The organism is Aquabacterium sp., assembly GCF_014378415.1.
In the GTDB taxonomy this organism is placed as follows: Bacteria; Pseudomonadota; Gammaproteobacteria; order Burkholderiales; family Burkholderiaceae_C; genus Aquabacterium.
Window position 1 is genome coordinate 21,564 of the sequence record NZ_JACMNS010000049.1, and the last position, 14,995, is coordinate 36,558.

At 65.3% G+C, this 14,995-nt stretch carries 17 protein-coding genes; 10 read left to right on the forward strand and 7 right to left on the reverse strand.

The window, feature by feature from the left end; all coding sequences use genetic code 11:
• The first annotated feature begins 4 nt into the window (after window positions 1-4).
• On the forward strand, window positions 5-886 hold the full coding sequence (locus H7225_RS05155; protein ID WP_290659731.1) for a LysR family transcriptional regulator: 882 nt from the start codon (window positions 5-7) through the stop codon (window positions 884-886).
• Here H7225_RS05155 and H7225_RS05160 read toward each other — a convergent pair.
• On the reverse strand, window positions 844-1,311 hold the full coding sequence (locus tag H7225_RS05160) for a TerB family tellurite resistance protein (protein WP_290659715.1): 468 nt from the start codon (window positions 1,309-1,311) through the stop codon (window positions 844-846). The genes H7225_RS05155 and H7225_RS05160 overlap by 43 nt on opposite strands.
• A gap of 228 nt (window positions 1,312-1,539) precedes the next feature.
• On the opposite strand from H7225_RS05160, the gene H7225_RS05165 reads away from it, so the two are divergent.
• From H7225_RS05165 to H7225_RS05180, 4 genes are all read left to right on the forward strand, one after another.
• Complete coding sequence (locus H7225_RS05165) at window positions 1,540-1,911, forward strand: HPF/RaiA family ribosome-associated protein (RefSeq protein WP_290659716.1); 372 nt, start codon at window positions 1,540-1,542, stop codon at window positions 1,909-1,911.
• 34 nt (window positions 1,912-1,945) lie between these two features.
• A complete protein-coding gene (locus H7225_RS05170; protein ID WP_290659717.1) occupies window positions 1,946-2,362 on the forward strand; it encodes a TerB family tellurite resistance protein in 417 nt (138 codons plus the stop codon).
• A 32-nt stretch (window positions 2,363-2,394) separates the two neighbouring features.
• Entirely contained in the window at window positions 2,395-3,408 is a 1,014-nt protein-coding gene (locus tag H7225_RS05175) for a TerC family protein (RefSeq protein WP_290659718.1), read from the forward strand.
• A gap of 176 nt (window positions 3,409-3,584) precedes the next feature.
• Window positions 3,585-4,559, forward strand: a complete 975-nt coding sequence (locus tag H7225_RS05180) for a tyrosine recombinase XerC (RefSeq protein ID WP_290659719.1) — start codon at window positions 3,585-3,587, stop codon at window positions 4,557-4,559.
• Between the two features lie 9 nt (window positions 4,560-4,568).
• On the opposite strand, the gene H7225_RS05185 is transcribed toward H7225_RS05180, so the two are convergent.
• Window positions 4,569-5,354, reverse strand: a complete 786-nt coding sequence (locus H7225_RS05185; protein WP_290659720.1) for a ChbG/HpnK family deacetylase — start codon at window positions 5,352-5,354, stop codon at window positions 4,569-4,571.
• Window positions 5,355-5,373: 19 nt separating this feature from the next.
• On the opposite strand from H7225_RS05185, the gene H7225_RS05190 reads away from it, so the two are divergent.
• Window positions 5,374-6,852 carry a glycosyltransferase family 39 protein gene (locus tag H7225_RS05190; RefSeq protein WP_290659721.1) on the forward strand — a complete coding sequence of 493 codons (1,479 nt, stop codon included), beginning with the start codon at window positions 5,374-5,376 and terminating at the stop codon, window positions 6,850-6,852.
• Here H7225_RS05190 and H7225_RS05195 read toward each other — a convergent pair.
• Window positions 6,834-7,226: a GtrA family protein gene (locus tag H7225_RS05195; RefSeq protein WP_290659722.1), complete on the reverse strand. Its 393-nt coding sequence runs from the start codon at window positions 7,224-7,226 to the stop codon at window positions 6,834-6,836. The genes H7225_RS05190 and H7225_RS05195 overlap by 19 nt on opposite strands.
• Entirely contained in the window at window positions 7,210-8,208 is a 999-nt protein-coding gene (locus H7225_RS05200; protein ID WP_290659723.1) for a glycosyltransferase family 2 protein, read from the reverse strand. The genes H7225_RS05195 and H7225_RS05200 overlap by 17 nt, the downstream gene beginning before the upstream one ends.
• 59 nt (window positions 8,209-8,267) lie before the next feature.
• On the opposite strand from H7225_RS05200, the gene H7225_RS05205 reads away from it, so the two are divergent.
• From H7225_RS05205 to H7225_RS05220, 4 genes are all read left to right on the forward strand, one after another.
• On the forward strand, window positions 8,268-9,461 hold the full coding sequence (locus H7225_RS05205) for a class I SAM-dependent methyltransferase (RefSeq protein ID WP_290659724.1): 1,194 nt from the start codon (window positions 8,268-8,270) through the stop codon (window positions 9,459-9,461).
• A 102-nt stretch (window positions 9,462-9,563) separates the two neighbouring features.
• Window positions 9,564-10,652, forward strand: coding sequence for an AraC family transcriptional regulator (locus tag H7225_RS05210; protein WP_290659725.1), 1,089 nt, complete (start codon window positions 9,564-9,566; stop codon window positions 10,650-10,652).
• Window positions 10,653-10,720: 68 nt separating this feature from the next.
• Window positions 10,721-11,551 carry an HDOD domain-containing protein gene (locus tag H7225_RS05215; RefSeq protein WP_290659726.1) on the forward strand — a complete coding sequence of 277 codons (831 nt, stop codon included), beginning with the start codon at window positions 10,721-10,723 and terminating at the stop codon, window positions 11,549-11,551.
• An 81-nt stretch (window positions 11,552-11,632) separates the two neighbouring features.
• Window positions 11,633-13,474 (forward strand): ATP-binding protein, encoded by a 1,842-nt coding sequence (locus H7225_RS05220; protein WP_290659727.1) that lies wholly within the window; start codon window positions 11,633-11,635, stop codon window positions 13,472-13,474.
• A gap of 3 nt (window positions 13,475-13,477) precedes the next feature.
• On the opposite strand, the gene H7225_RS05225 is transcribed toward H7225_RS05220, so the two are convergent.
• The 3 genes from H7225_RS05225 to H7225_RS05235 form a co-directional block, all read right to left on the reverse strand.
• Window positions 13,478-14,053 (reverse strand): YceI family protein, encoded by a 576-nt coding sequence (locus H7225_RS05225; RefSeq protein WP_290659728.1) that lies wholly within the window; start codon window positions 14,051-14,053, stop codon window positions 13,478-13,480.
• A 44-nt stretch (window positions 14,054-14,097) separates the two neighbouring features.
• The gene (locus H7225_RS05230) at window positions 14,098-14,670 is read right to left on the reverse strand and encodes a YceI family protein (protein ID WP_290659729.1); all 573 of its coding nucleotides are present in this window, start codon (window positions 14,668-14,670) and stop codon (window positions 14,098-14,100) included.
• Between the two features lie 30 nt (window positions 14,671-14,700).
• Window positions 14,701-14,995 (reverse strand): cytochrome b/b6 domain-containing protein (locus H7225_RS05235; protein WP_290659730.1); only part of this gene is annotated, 295 nt, incomplete at its 5' end.

The following is a 14,995-nucleotide window of genomic DNA, read 5'->3' on the forward strand; positions in this document are numbered from 1 at the left end:
ATGCATGCTGAACTACCGTCATCTTCATTACTTCTGGGTGGTCACGAAGGAAGGCGGCTTCGCCCGAGCCGCTGAGCGGCTGGACATGGCGGTGCAGACCATCAGCGCACAGGTGCGTGAGCTGGAAAAGTCGCTGGGCCACCAGTTGCTCAAGCCTTCAGGCCGTGGCGTGGCCCTCACTGAAGCGGGCCAGGCCGCCTTCGCGCTGGCCGAGAAGATCTTTGAGCTGGGTCAGGCCATCCCCGAACAGGTGCGTGAAGCGGCCAGCGGCAAGGAGGCCCGGCTGGCGGTCGGGCTCTCCGACGGCATCTCCAAGCTCGCCGCCCATGCACTGCTTAAGCCCGTGTTGAGCACCCCCCACCTCCGGCTTGTCTGCCACGAGGGCGAGTTCGAACAACTGCTCAGCGAACTGGCGCTGCATCAGCTCGACCTGGTGCTGGCCGGCCAGGAGGCCCCGCACAACCCGAACCTGCGCCTGACCAGCGAGCGGCTTGTCGATTCACCGGTCGAGTGGTACGGCCCTGCCCGGCTGGTCAGCAAGCGCGAGCGCGAGCGCTTCCCGCAAAGCCTGAACGACCTGCCGGTGCTGCTGCCCACCGGGCACTCGGCCCTGCGCCCGAGGCTGGACCATTGGTTCGAGACACAGGGCCTGCGGCCGCGCATCGTCGGCGAGTTCGAGGACAGTGCCTTGCTGGCGGTGTTTGCGGCCCGCGGGCTTGGGGTGTTCCCGGTCAGCCGGCTCGGAGCAGACGACGTCGGCCTGATGCGCGGACTTCGGTTGCTGGGCAGCAGCGATGGCGTGAAGGAAGAGATCCACGCCATCCGCTCGCGGCGCGGCGAGCATCACCCCCTGGTGATGCAGGTGGTGGCTGCGGCACGCCATTGATTGGGGCGCTTCGATTTCGTGGCGCTCGGCGCCTCACCATCGACAAGTTGCCAGTGGTGCTGCGCGGCCGCCACGACCCTGATTTCGCCTTCGGCCAGGTGACCGTCTGCTCGGGCAGCGGCCAAGGCCAGGCGCAGAACGGTCCTTTGCAGCGCCAGATCCGAGATCTCAGCCATCAATGACGCCAAGGCGTTGTCATCGACGTTGTCCATCAGCGTAGCTGTAACGTACCCGCCAGCCAGAAGGTCGTCGCACAGCGTGTGAACGATGTGCGGCAGGAGTTGGGGCTCCAGACCGAGTTCACGCTCGGCCCCCAACTGATCGAGGATGTCGAACTCGGAACTGCACACATGACCATCGGAGATGAGAACCAACGCGACGATGCGCGCAGCGGCTTCTGGGCTGTTGTGGGGATAACTTCGCACGATGGATCTCCGATGAAGTAAGCCAGCCCGGGGTGAACAACAAGGGCCCAGCAGCACTGAAATATGCATCCGGGCGCCACTTGGGAAGAAGCGGCTTTTCCGAGACTCCAACTCAGGAAAATACAAACCGTTCAGGTTCATACGATGTGCATGTTCGGAAAAGCCTGCTTTTTCAGAACGGCGGGCATACCTACATTCTGTTGGCCCCCCAACTGATGGAGATCCGTGATGCAAGTACTCTTCAAGTCCCGCCATCCGCAAGCCACCGATTTGCGCGACCTCACCGAGCGCCGCGTGCGCTTTGTGCTGCGGCGCATGGGCTGGCTGGTGCCACGCGCCGAAGTACAGATGTCCGACGTGAATGGCCCCCGTGGCGGCATTGACAAGCTCTGCCAGGTGGAACTCCGGACCGATGGCGCAGGGTCTGTGGTCGTCACGTCCGTGGCGAGCGACTGGCGCACGGCGCTGGACAAGGCGCTGGCGCGCGCCACACGGCTCCTCATGCGCGTGTTGCGCCGCGGGAACGACTCACGCCGCCTGCGCCAACGCCTCGCCGGTCAGAAACGCTGGGCCCAAACCACACCGGATTCGACACCATGAACACCATGACGAGCGCCAACAAGGGAGACTTCTGATGCGCAGCTATCCCGTGAACAGCCCGCAGGCCGCAGCACGCGTCATCGCGCTGACCTTGGTTGCCGATGGCGACATCGGCGAAAACGAGATCGAGTGGCTCGACCGCCTGGCCGTCCACGGGCAACTGGGCCTGGCACGTCATGAATTGCATGCGCTGCTCGACACCTTCTGCGAAGACTTGCTTTCGAGCGGCCAGTTAACGTGGGCCGACGTCTGCCCGGTGGACGAGCGCACGCTGGCCGACCTGATGGGCGAGATACAAGACCGCGAGCTGCGGCTCAAATTGCTGCGTTTGTGCGTCGCACTGGCTGAATGCGACGCACATGTCGCGGAGGGCGAATCGATCGTGCTCGTCGCCGCAGTCGAACATTGGGGCTTGCCCAGTAAGATGTTTGGGTCGTCGTCCCGAATCTGATCGATTCACTGCAATTCACTTCAAAGGCGGTCATGCAATCCATCGGCTCTCCACTCATGTGGTCCTCGTTCGCGGCGTTTGTGCTCCTTGCGCTGTTGGTGGACTTCTTTGCGATGAGCAAACAGGGGGCGCACCGCGTCAGCACCCGTGAGGCTGCCATCTGGTCCCTTGTCTGGGTTGGGGTGTCCTTTGTCTTCATGGGCTGGCTGTGGTGGTACCTCGGCGGTGCCGGCACGGATGCGGCGGCCCGCTCACTGGCCAATGCCAAGTCGCTGGAGTTCCTGACCGGCTACCTGATCGAGAAGGCGCTTGCGGTCGACAACATCTTCGTGTTCCTGATGTTATTCACCTACTTCGCGGTACCAGCCGAGTTCCAGAAGCGCGTGCTGATGATCGGCATCCTGGGTGCGCTCGTGCTGCGTGCGGTGATGATCCTCGTGGGCGCCTGGCTGATCGTGCAGTTCCATTGGATTCTCTATGTGTTCGGCGCGTTCCTGCTGTTCACCGGCATCAAGATGTGGTGGGCCGCGGGCCAGGAGCCTGACCTGGACAACAACCCCGCCCTCAAGTGGATCCGCAGTCGCTTCAAGATCGCGCCTGACTACGATGGCGAGAAGTTCTTCACCGTGGTGGGCGGCGTCAAGATGGCCACGCCGCTGCTCGTGGTGATCCTGCTCATCGGCATCGTCGACATCGTGTTCGCGGTCGACTCGATCCCGGCGATCTTCGCGATCACGACCGACCCGTTCATCGTGCTCACCTCCAACGTGTTCGCCATCCTGGGCCTGCGCGCGATGTACTTCTTGCTGGCCAACATGCACGAGCGCTTTCACCTGCTCAGCTATGGTCTGGCCATCGTGCTGATGTTCATCGGCGCAAAGATGCTGCTGATCGACGTCTACAAGATCCCGGTGGTGTTTTCGCTCGGATTCACCGTGGTCACGCTGGCCTTGACGATGATGCTGTCTCTCAAGATCCCGCCCAAGGGCAAGGCTGGCGGCGCGTATCCGTTCGGTGCGAAGAAGCCGGACGAGCAAAAAACATAGGCGCTCGCAACAAGCCCGTTGCGCAGCGACGACTGTTTCCGCAAGCCAGGCCGGTGTACCCCACTGGAGCGCGGTTGATGTGGTCGACAGCAACGGGCAACTTCAGCCACCACACGGCTGATGCGAAAGCAAAAGATCAGCCTCCGCCAAGCTGACACTTGCCCCGACAATGGGCCATGCCATTGTCTGCCTCAGCGCCCTCAACGCCAGACCTGATCACCCGCCACCTGGCCCACCTGCGCGTGCAACGCCGCCTGGCCGAGCGCACGCTGGCCATGTACCAGGACGCCTTCAAGCGCCTGGACACTTTCTGCACCAAAGAGGCCTTGAGCCTGCCCGCCGTCAAACCGCACCACGTGCGCGGCTGGGCCGCCCGCCTGCACGCTGCCGGCCTGGGCCCCCGCAGCATTGCCATCACCTTGTCGGCCTGGCGGGGCTTGTTCCGCTGGATGGGCCGCGAAGGCCTGGCCACCCTCAACCCGGTGGAAGGCGTGCGCGCGCCCAAAGGCCCCAAGCCCCTGCCCAAGGCCCTGTCGGTGGAGCAAGCCGTGGCGCTGTCCACCGAAGCGCCGCCCAAGGCCCCGCCGCCCCGCAGCCGCGATGCGCGCGAAGCCCCCTGGCTGGCCGCGCGCGACCACTGCATGGTCGAGCTGCTGTACGGCAGCGGCCTGCGCAGCGCCGAGCTGCTGGGCCTGGACGTGAGCGCCGGCCCACAAGCCCTGGGCTGGCTGGACCGCGATGGCGCCGAAGCCCATGTGCTGGGCAAAGGCAGCAAGCGCCGCACCGTGCCCGTGGGCACCCAGGCCTTGAAAGCCCTGAGCGCCTGGCTGGAGATGCGCCCTGCCCTGGCCCCGCCTGGCGAGCCCGCCTTGTTCGTGAGCCGCCTGGGCCGCCGCCTGACCGCCGTGCAGTTGCGCAACCGCCTCAAGCAGATGGCCATCGATGCGGGCCTGCCCACCCATGTGCACCCCCACATGCTGCGGCACAGTTTTGCCAGCCACCTGCTGCAATCCAGCGGTGACCTGCGGGCGGTGCAAGAGCTGCTGGGCCATGCCCACATCACCACCACCCAGGTCTATACCAAGCTGGATTTTCAGCACTTGGCCAAGGTGTATGACGCGGCCCACCCCCGGGCCAAGCGCAAGGGTTGACGGGCCAACTCAGGGCGAAGAAACCAGCCCGAGTTGCTCGCGCTGCAGCAGTGCCGCAAAATCAGGGCCCTTCAACACTTGGTATTCGGCCCACCGTGCCGCGCCCAGGGGGTCGGATTCATCCAGGCGCGCAGCCGGGTGGCACATGAGGGCGGTGACCCCTTGCGTGTGCGGTAGCCAGTGGGCCAGCCGGGTGAGGTAGCGCGGTGCATGGCCGTCAAAGTCGTAGACGCCCAGCAGCCGGTCGGTGGTGGCGAAGCCTTGTTGGCGGGCCAGTCGGCGCAAGGGGCCACTGCCCAGGGCCGCGATCAATCGGCCTTTCCAGCCCTGCGCCACGCGGGCATCACTGATGCGCAACCACGGCCTGGGGCCGCCCGCCGGGTAGCGCTGGGCCAGCACCTGGACCAGGCACTGGCGCACTTGCGGTAACTGGTGCACGTGCTGGTGGCCATCGACGTAATGGGGTGCCTGGCCCAAGGTCGCTTCAAACCGGTCGAGCTGCGCCACGATGGCTTGGCGCAGCGCGGCGGGGTCGAGCTGGCGAGCGCAGGCTTTGAGGATCAGGCGGCCCAGGGCTTGGGGGTGGGCGGCAAACTCGGTGAGGTCAAGGTGCAAGCCGACGTGGCATTGCGCCAGCACTTGGCGCGTCAGGCTGCGGGCGGCCTCGGGCCAACGGGGGCTGAGCACCAGGCAAGAGGTGGCGCCAACCCGGCCAGCGTGCACCAGCGCCAGGATGCCTTCGTCGATGGCGGGGCTCATGGCGTAGTCGTCAGCGGTGACAATCAGCGATTTCATCCGGCCCAGTCTATCGCCCATGTTCAGAACCCCCGCCCGCCTGTTTGCCGCGCTGACTGTGTGGCTGATGACCTTGGCCGTTTGGCGCCCGTTTGCCGTGCCCGATGAGGGGCGCTACACCGATGTGGCGCGCTGGATGCTGCGCAGCGGCGATTGGGTGGTACCCCGGCTGAATGGCCAGCCTTTCCTGCACAAGCCGCCACTGTATTACTGGCTGGAGGCAGCGGCCATGGGAGCGTTCGGGCCCCACGCGCTGGTGGCGCGGGCCACGTCCGTGGTCGCGGCTTTGCTGATCTGTAGTGCGGCCTATGCCCTGGTCAAGCGGTGGGTTGACGAGCCCAGTGCCCGCTGGACGGCGGTGCTGCTGGCCACCAATCCGCTGATGGTGTTGGGCTCGCAGTACGCCAACCTGGACATGCTGGTGGCCTCGTGCATCACGGTGACCATTGCCCTGGCGGCGCTGGCCTGCGGGGCAGAGCCAACACGGCGCCGCCATTGGTGGTGGGCCGCTTATGCCGTGGCGGCATTGGGGGTGCTGGCCAAGGGCCTGATTGGCTTGGTGCTGCCGGGGGCAGTGTTTGTGCTGTGGTCCTTGCTGGAGCGGCGCCCGCATCGCTTGCTGGACGGCCTGAGTGTCATCGGCTTGGCGTTGATGGGCTTGATGGTGCTGCCCTGGTTTGTGCTGATGGAGCGCCAGGTGCCGGATTTCATGCACTTTTTCTTTGTGGTGCAGCAGTTTGAACGCTTCACCGAGGCGGGCTTTAACAATGCCTTTGGGCCGTGGTTTTACCCGGCCATTGTGGCGTTGGGCATGCTGCCCTGGAGCCTGCTGGCGTGGCCGGCGTTGCGCGCCAGTGGGCGTGGCGAAGGCTCCGCCCGCAGTCTGCATTGGCTGGCGCTGGCCTGGTTCGCGGTGGTGATGGTGTTTTTCTCGATGCCGAGGTCCAAGCTGGTGGGCTACATCTTGCCTTTGGCCCCCGCCGTCGCCATTTTGCTGGGCCCTTGGGTGGCGCGCTGGCGCTGGCGCATGCACCTGGCCAGCCTGGGCGCGGTGCTGTGCGCGGTGTTGGTGGGAGTGGCGGTTTTCAAGCAGAACGACGATGCGACGAGCCTGGCCCGGGCCTTGAAATCGCAGATCGCCCCGTCGGACGAGGTGGTGTTCTGGGATCGTTACGACTACGCCGTGCCGGTGGCCCTGGACCGCAGCACGCCGGTTTCGGTGGTGGGCGACTGGTCGGCCACCAGCCGCCAGTTGCCCGACAATTGGCGCCGTGAGTTGGTTGAGGGCCAGGAGTTCGCGGGGCGCGCTGATTCGCCGCTGGTGTCGCGGGATCAATGGCAGGCCCGGGCGCTGGCCAACCCAGCCCGCGTGCACTGGATTTGGGTAGACCGGCAGACCGCCGCCAGCGATCCTTTGCTGAAGGGCTTGCCCATCGTGCAAAGTGCAGGCCGCGTGGTGGTGGTGGTGAAGGCCTGGCCTCAGCGAAACGCCCAGTAGCGGCTGAAGGCATAGGTGGCCACGGCCACGGTCACCAGGGTGATGCCCAGCACCAGCCAGAAGGGCCAGGCCAGCGTGTGCAGCAAGGCCAGCAGCAAAGCCTGGTTGCCCAAAAAGCTGCCCAGCGCCACCACGAAAAAACGGCGCAAGGCCTGAGCGTGCGGCCTGAGCGACCCCGCAAAAGAGAAGGCCCGGTGCCCCACATAGCTGACCGGAAAAGCCGTGGCAAAAGCCAGCGGGTTGGCCCAACTCGGCGGCACGCCCAAGGCGCCGTTCAGCCCCAAGGCGACCACGTAGTGCACCCCCGCCGCCGCGATGCCCACGAGGACAAAGCGGATGGGACCGGGTGGCCAGCGCTCAGTCTGCGCTGTCATTGGCCGGACCCGAGCTGGCGGTGATGTCGGCCACCAGGTAGGTCGGTCGGCCCTTGACCTCGTCATAGACGCGGGCCAGGTACTCGCCCAAAATGCCGATGAACAGCAACTGGATGCCCGAAAAAAACATGATGCTGGCCACGATGGTGGGCCAACCCGGCACGGACTCGTTGAAGAACATGTAGTCGATCACAACGTTCAGGCCATAGCCCAAGGCCATCAGGGCCAGCACAAAGCCCACCGCACTCGATACGCGCAGCGGCAGGGCCGAAAAACCGGTGAAGCCGGTCCACGCCAGTCGGATCAATTTGCGCTTGGAATACGTGGTCTCGCCAACGGTGCGGGACAAGGGCGTGTAGGGCAGGCCCAGGGTGCGAAAGCCCACCCAGGCGTACAAGCCCTTCATGAAGCGTTCGCGCTCTGGCAAGGCCTTCAGGGCGTTGACCACGCAGCGGTCCATCAAGCGGAAGTCGCCCGCGTCTTCGGGGATGCTGAACTGCCCACCGACGCTGAGCATGCGGTAAAAAAGACGGGCGCCCCAGCGCTTGAAGCTGGATTCCTGATCCCGGTCTTGGCGCACGGCGTAGACCATGTCCACCCCATCGCACCAGTGCGAGAGCATTTGCGACAACATCTCGACCGGGTGCTGCCCATCGGCGTCCATGCCGATCACCACGCCGCCCTTGGCGTGGTCCAGGCCGGCGGTCAACGCGGCTTCTTTGCCAAAGTTGCGCGACAGGCGGATCACCGACAAACGCAGTGCGGGGCTGAGCCTTTGCACGGTGCCCGCGGTGTCGTCCGAGCTGCCATCGTCGACGACCAGGATCTCCCATTGCGGCACGTGCGGCACCAGCCAGGCGGCGATGCCCTTGACCGTGTCGCCAATGGCGCCCGATTCATTGAAGGCGGGCAGGACGATGGTGACCAAGGTGCCGTCCAGGGTGCGCCGGGTCGATGCCTGGGGGGTGTCATGAGCATGCATGGCGCGTATTGGAACAGGGAACCGGGGGACAATCGGCGGTTTAAGCACCGTCAGCCCTCATGAAAACCATCACCCTGCGCGAAGGCAAGGAAAGATCGCTCCACCGCCGCCACCCCTGGGTGTTCCAGGGCAGCATCGCCAAGGGTGGGGGCGATGCCGGCGAGACCGTGCGCGTGCAGTCGCACGATGGCCAGTTTTTGGCCTGGGGCTCGTTCAGCCCCACGTCGCAGATCCGCGTGCGGGCCTGGAGTTTTGACGAGGCCGAGCGCATTGACGCGGCGTTCTTTGAGCGCCGCATTGCGCAGGCCGTGGCCTTGCGCCCGCGCTTGGCCATTGCCAGCGACGCGATGCGCCTGATCCACGGTGAGGCCGATGGCCTGCCCGGCCTGGTGGTCGACCGCTATGCCCACTTGCTGAGCGCCCAGTTTTTGAGCGTGGGCGTGGAGCGCTGGCGCGATGTGATCGCCGACGCTTTGCTGCAAGCCACCGGCTGCCATCACATTTATGAACGTTCCGACGTGGGCGTGCGCGAGCTGGAAGGCCTGCCCCAGCGCACCGGCTGGCTGCGCCACCCCGAGGGCGATCCCTTGGTCACCGAGCTGGCGATCCGCGAGCACGACTTGCGCCTGAGCCTGGACGTGGCCGAGGGCCACAAAACCGGCTACTACCTGGACCAGCGCGACAACCGCAAGCTGTTCGCCGACCTGGTCCGCCAGCTGGGCGCCAAGCGCGTGCTGAACTGCTACAGCTACACCGGCGGCTTCAGTGTGGCGGCCCTGGCCGGTGGCGCCACCGAGGTCATCAGCGTGGATTCGTCGGGCCCCGCCTTGGCCCGCGCCAACGCCCACGTCGCCCTGAACGGCTTTGATGCTAGCCTGCACACCACGCTGGACGCCGACGTGAACGCCACCCTGCGCCGCTTCATCACCGAAGGCCAGCAGTTCGACGCCATCGTGCTGGATCCGCCCAAGTTCGCGCCCACCGCCGCCCACGCAGAACGCGCCGCGCGCGCCTACAAGGACATCAACCGCCTGGCCTTCAGGCTGCTGTCGCCCGGCGCAGCACTGCTGACGTTTTCGTGCTCGGGCGGCATCAGCGCCGACCTGTTCCACAAGATCGTGGCCGGCGCGGGTCTGGACGCGGGCGTGGACGGCTACATCGTCAAGCGCCTGGAGGCCTCGCCCGACCACCCCACCACCGTCACCTTCCCCGAAGGCGAGTACCTGAAGGGACTCGTGATATTGCGCCGTTGAATAACCACGCAATTTACCCGGACATGCAGAAGTGCGGACATCATCCATGGCATTGGCGGACATAATTTGTAACGCCAATGAACAACCACGGACCGTACCGACATGAGTTTCAAGCCCACGATCTGGGATTTCCGCCGCGGCATTGCCACGGCTCGCGTCTTGACCCAACTGGGCTATGAACGCGGCGTCAGCGTGGACGCCATGCTGCGCCACACCGGCATCACCCGCGCCCAACTGGACAACCCCAAGGCCGAGATCGAAGCGCTGCAAGAAGTGCAGCTCATCCGCAACCTGAGCACCGAGCTGAACCACGCCTCCGAGCTGGGCATCCACGCTGGCTGCCGGTACCACGTCACCACCTACGGGCTGTGGGGCTATGCCGTCATGAGCAGCCCCACGCTGGGCAGCGCCGTGTCGATGGCTTCGCGCATGTTGAACTTGACCTTCTCGCTCACCACCAACGTGATCGAGCGCCAGGGCGACCTCATCACCTCGACCTTCCAGACCGACCACCTGCCGCCCGATGTGCGCCAGTTCATCATCGACCGCGACCGTGCCGCCATCGTCACCCTGCAGCGCGAGGTCCTGGGCGCGCCGATACCCTACCGGGAAGTGCAAATGAAGCGCCCGGAGCCAGCGCCCGAGGTGGTGGCCGCCTACACCGCCCTGTTCGGCGTTCGCCCCAGCTTCAACATGCCGCACGAGCGCAATATTTTTGACGCCAGCCTGATGGACCTGCCCCTGCCGCAGGCCAACCCGCACACCGCCCAGCTGTGCGAGCAGATGTGCCGCAACCTGATGGAAAGCCGCCATGCCCGCACCGGCGTGGCCGCCGATGTGCGCGATCGCCTGCTGCGCACCCCCGGCCACATCCCCGACATGGAGAAAGTGGCCGAGGAAATGAGCATGACCTCGCGCACCCTGCGCCGCCACCTGACGGCCGAAGGCGCCACCTTCCGCGGCCTGCTCGAAGAAGTGCGCCGCACCCTGACCGAAGAGCTGATGGCGACCGCCAGCCTGACGCACAGCGAGATCGCCGAGCGCTTGGGCTACGCCGACGTCACCACCTTCATCGAGGCCTTCCGCCGCTGGAAGGGCATGGCGCCCAGCGAGTACCGCCGCAGCCAGGGCCTGACCCCACCGACCACGCGGCTGGCCCGCGCGCGCCTGAGCCTCAAGAATGCGGCCTGAAGGCGGGCCAATTTCCCCATCACGATGTGGCGTGCAGGCATAGACTGCGTCGTGAAAGGTAGCCCGCCATGACCATCGAATCCCCCCTGCGCAACCTCAACATCGACCTGCCCGCTTGTCCCAGCACCCTGGTCAAGCTGTCGCTGTTGATGGCCGAAGAAGACTGCACCACCGAACAATTGGCCGAGGTCATTGAAAACGACATGGCCCTGTCGTCGGCCGTGGTGCGCACCGTCAACTCGGCGCTGTTCGGCCTGCTCAAGCGGGTCGAGACCGTGCACGAGGGCATCCGCTACCTGGGCATGGCCCAAGTGTCCGGCCTGACGTATGAGATCGGGCTGCGCGGCGCTTTCCCGCCCGGCCCGCTGCTGCAGACCATCTGGGACCGCGCTGGCATCCGTGGCCTGGCCATGAGCAGCATCGCGCGCCAGCTGGACGTGGATCAATGGCTGGCCCACACCATCGGCCTGTTCGCCGAGAGCGGGCGCGCCGTGCTGATCGCCTACGACCACACGCGCTACATGGCACTGGACAGCAAGAGCACCAACGAAGAACAACTGGCCGAGGCTGAGATCGCGGCCTTTGGCGTCAGCCACTCGGCCCTGGGCGGCGCCCTGTGCCAGTCGTGGGGCCTGTCCCGCGAGGTGGCCGATGGCGTGCGTTGCCGTTCACAAGGCCCGGCTTCGTGGGCCAACGAACGCCCGCAGGTGCAACGCCTGCTGACCATCGGCGCGGCCGTGGACGGCCTGCTGCTCGATCCGGTCACCGCCGCCGACCCGGCCGCCATGTGGCAAAAGCTGGAACCCCTGATCCACCAGATCGGGATGAACTTCCAGGCCTTCCAGATGGCGACCGTGCGGGTGTGTGAACGACTTAACACCGCGCGCCAAAAAGTCTAAAACCTGCCGCCTCAACACTCAAGTCGCCCGCACGCCGGACGATAACCAGAGACGATGCCGCTCTTACCGGACCCCCTTCGGGTGACCCCCGACGACCCTCAGCTCAAGCGCCTGATCGAAGCCGAACGGGTGCGGATGCTGTTCGGTGCTGCGCTGCCGGTTGAACTGGTCAACAGCGTCTTTTCAGTGGCCCTGGCCGCCCTGATAGGCGCGCAGGTGGGCTGGGAACGCGCGGCGATCTGGGCCGTGGTTTGCCTGAGCGTCACCGCCGTGCGCCTGGGCATCTACCGGGCCTACCTGCGCTCGCAGCACCGTGACGATCCCCACTGGCTTGGCAAGATGATGCTCATGTCCGGCCTGCTGGGGGGCACCTGGGGGCTGGGCAGTGCCTGGTTGCTGCCGATCAACGATTTGAACGTGTCCGCCGTCATCGTGGGATCGCTCATTGGCGCCAGCGCCATCTGCACCTTCGCCTTGCAGGCCGACCCCCGACCCAACCGCATCCTCAACGTGAGCATGCTGCTGCCCTGCGCCGTGATGCTGTTCACGCGACAAGACTCCTACGGGGTCTTTGGCGGCTGCGGTTTGCTGGCCCTGATGGGCATCATGCTGCTGGAGGGCGAACGCTCGGCCCGGCGCATCACCGAACTGCTGTGGCTGCGCTTCACCACCGACCGCATCGCACAAGAGCGCGCCGAGGCTTTGAAACTGGCCCAACGCCACAGCGCCGTCAAAGACCAATTTTTGGCCACCATGAGCCACGAGATGCGCACGCCGCTGCACGGCATCCTGGGCCTGGCGCGCCTGGTGAGCCAGAAGCTGCCGCCCCGCCCTGGCGTGCTGAATGAATCGCGCGAACACCTGGCTTTGATCGAGCGCTCGGGCGAGCACCTGCTGGGCATCATCAGCGACGTGCTGGATTTTTCGCGCATCGAGGCCGGCAAGCTGCAGATCGACCAGGCGCCTTTTGATTTGCACGCGGTGGTGGACGATGTGCTGTCACTGTTGGCCGTGACCGCCGCCGAGAAAGGCCTGCCCTTGCGGCGCGAGGTGCAACTGCCCTCACCCTGCATGGTGTTTGGCGACGCGGCGCGCCTGCGCCAGGTGCTGCTCAACCTGGTGGGCAACGCCATCAAGTTCACCGACATGGGCCATGTGAGGGTGACGGTGAGCCGCCATGATTGCAAGGCCGAAGGCCCCGACAGCCCTTGCGCCAAACGCGTGGTCTTCCGCGTGGAAGACACCGGCATCGGCATCCCGCCCGACCAGCAGACCATGGTGTTCGACGCCTTCCACCAAGCCGATGGCAGCTTCGTACGCCGCCACCGGGGCACCGGCCTGGGCTTGACGATCTCACGCGAAATCGCCCGCGCCATGAACGGCGACATCCTGTGCGAAAGCACGGTGGGCCAGGGCTCGGTGTTCACCTTGAACGTGCCCCTGCCTCGCATCACCAACAGCGAGCCCACGCGCTTCCTGGCCACGCGGCCTTCACCTTTGATGAGCGAACTGGGTTTCAGCGGCCACGTGCTGCTGGCCGAGGACAACCCGGTCAATGCCCTGGTCGCCGAGTCCATCCTCACCAAGCTGGGCCTGAAGGTCACGCATGTGGAAGATGGTCAGCAGGCGCTGGCGGTGCTGAGCCAGCCGCACCACGGCATCGACCTGGTCTTGATGGATTGCCAGATGCCCGTGCTGGATGGCATCGCGGCCACGCAGCGCCTGCGCTGCCTGGAGCATGACCAAGGCCGCCCCAGCCTGCCGGTGATCGCGCTGACGGCCAACGTGATGAGCCAGGACCGCGACCGCTGCCGCGCCGCCGGCATGGACGACCACCTGGCCAAGCCCTTCACGCAGGAAGACCTGAGCGCGATGCTCAAGGCCCACCTGCACACCGAGCGTCAGCCTTCGTTCATGGCTTGAGCATCACTGCTTGACGGCTTCGATCTGGATGATCAGGTGGATGTCATTGGGGATGCCGGGCAGGCCATAGGTCATGCCGAAATCGCCGCGCTGGATGGTGGTGTCAAAGTCTCCGCCACACACCTCGCGCTTGAGCATGGGGTTCTGGTAGCAATTGAAGTTGTTGGCCTTCAAGGTCACCGTCTGGGTCTTGCCCAACAAAGTGAAAGCGCCCACCACGGCCGACACCTTGTCGCCGTCAAAGATCACCTTGTCGCTGGTGAATGTGGCTTTGGGAAAGGCCTCCACGTTGAAGAAATCCTTGCTCTTGAGGTGATTGTCGAACGGCGCCGTGCCGGTGTTGATGGAGGCGGTTTCCAGGGCCACGTCCACCTTGCCGGTCTTGGCGGCCACGTCCAGCGTGATGCTGCCCGACTTTTTGTCGAAGCGGCCACGGTTGGTCGAGGTGCCGAAGTGCTTGGCCTCGAAGGTCACGAAGGTGTGCGTGGGGTCGATGGCATACGTGGCGGGCTCAGCGTGAACGGCGGCGGCAGCCAGGGCAGCCGTGGCGGCCAACAGGGTCAGGGAAATTTTGGTCATGGTCAGGTTCCTCAGTGAGTGAAAAAAGGGATCAAAGCGCCGCATCAAAGTGCGGGGACGCCTTGCAGGGTGAGCTTGAATTTGACTTGCACATCGTTGGCCACCACGGAGGGGTCGGCCCAGTCGCCATCGCCCACCTTGAAGTCCAGGCGCTTGATGGCAAAGGTGCCGGTGGCCGTGGTCAGCGCGCCGGCCTGGGTCAATTGCACGGGCACCACCAGGTCTTTGGCATGGCCCTTGATGGCCAGCTTGCCCGCCACTTCAAAACGCCCGCCGCCCAAGGCCTTGATGGCGCCAGACTGGAAGGTGGCCTTAGGGAACTTGGCGGTGTTGAACCACTCGGGCTTGACCAGCTCGGCGTCTGAATCGGCATTGACGGCCACGCTGCCCAGCTCGATCTGGAAGGCTATTTTGCTGGCGGGCAGTTGCTTGGGGTCGAAGGCCACCTGGGCGGCGAAGCGCTTGAAGCGCCCGTCCAGCGGCACGCCCAGTTGCTTGGCCACGAAGGTGATCTCGCTTTGCGCGGGCACCACGGCCTGGTCGGCGCGGGCCAGTTGGGGCACGGCGGCAACGGCCAGGGCCAAAGCGGTGGCGGCAGAGGCAATCAGACGTTTCATGTCAAAATTCCTTGGGGTGAAAGGTGGGGCTCAGCGGCCAGGGCGCATGCGCAGCAACAGGCCATCGCGGTCGACGAAATGGTGCTTGAGGGCGGCGGCCACATGCAGGCCCACCAGGCCGATCAAGGCAAATGCCGCAAGCCCGTGCCAGGGCTTGATGGCCTCGGCCAGCTCTTTGTTCACGGGCACGAAATCAGGCAGGGGCAACACGCCGAACCACACGATGGGGTAACCGTGGGCCGAGCTGTAGGCCCAGCCAATCAGGGGCACCGCAAAAAACAGCCCATACATCAGCCAGTGGGTGCCGTGATGGGCCACTTTTTGC

Excerpts from the sequence above, each read along its gene's own strand:
- H7225_RS05155 (WP_290659731.1), top strand. The coding sequence starts at position 5 with ATGCTGAACTACCGTCATCTTCATTACTTCTGGGTGGTCACGAAGGAA.
- H7225_RS05165 (WP_290659716.1), top strand. The coding sequence starts at position 1,540 with ATGCAAGTACTCTTCAAGTCCCGCCATCCGCAAGCCACCGATTTGCGC.
- H7225_RS05170 (WP_290659717.1), top strand. The coding sequence starts at position 1,946 with ATGCGCAGCTATCCCGTGAACAGCCCGCAGGCCGCAGCACGCGTCATC.
- H7225_RS05175 (WP_290659718.1), top strand. The coding sequence starts at position 2,395 with ATGCAATCCATCGGCTCTCCACTCATGTGGTCCTCGTTCGCGGCGTTT.
- H7225_RS05180 (WP_290659719.1), top strand. The coding sequence starts at position 3,585 with ATGCCATTGTCTGCCTCAGCGCCCTCAACGCCAGACCTGATCACCCGC.
- H7225_RS05185 (WP_290659720.1), bottom strand. The coding sequence starts at position 5,354 with ATGAAATCGCTGATTGTCACCGCTGACGACTACGCCATGAGCCCCGCC.
- H7225_RS05190 (WP_290659721.1), top strand. The coding sequence starts at position 5,374 with ATGTTCAGAACCCCCGCCCGCCTGTTTGCCGCGCTGACTGTGTGGCTG.
- H7225_RS05195 (WP_290659722.1), bottom strand. The coding sequence starts at position 7,226 with ATGACAGCGCAGACTGAGCGCTGGCCACCCGGTCCCATCCGCTTTGTC.
- H7225_RS05200 (WP_290659723.1), bottom strand. The coding sequence starts at position 8,208 with ATGCATGCTCATGACACCCCCCAGGCATCGACCCGGCGCACCCTGGAC.
- H7225_RS05205 (WP_290659724.1), top strand. The coding sequence starts at position 8,268 with ATGAAAACCATCACCCTGCGCGAAGGCAAGGAAAGATCGCTCCACCGC.
- H7225_RS05210 (WP_290659725.1), top strand. The coding sequence starts at position 9,564 with ATGAGTTTCAAGCCCACGATCTGGGATTTCCGCCGCGGCATTGCCACG.
- H7225_RS05215 (WP_290659726.1), top strand. The coding sequence starts at position 10,721 with ATGACCATCGAATCCCCCCTGCGCAACCTCAACATCGACCTGCCCGCT.
- H7225_RS05225 (WP_290659728.1), bottom strand. The coding sequence starts at position 14,053 with ATGACCAAAATTTCCCTGACCCTGTTGGCCGCCACGGCTGCCCTGGCT.
- H7225_RS05230 (WP_290659729.1), bottom strand. The coding sequence starts at position 14,670 with ATGAAACGTCTGATTGCCTCTGCCGCCACCGCTTTGGCCCTGGCCGTT.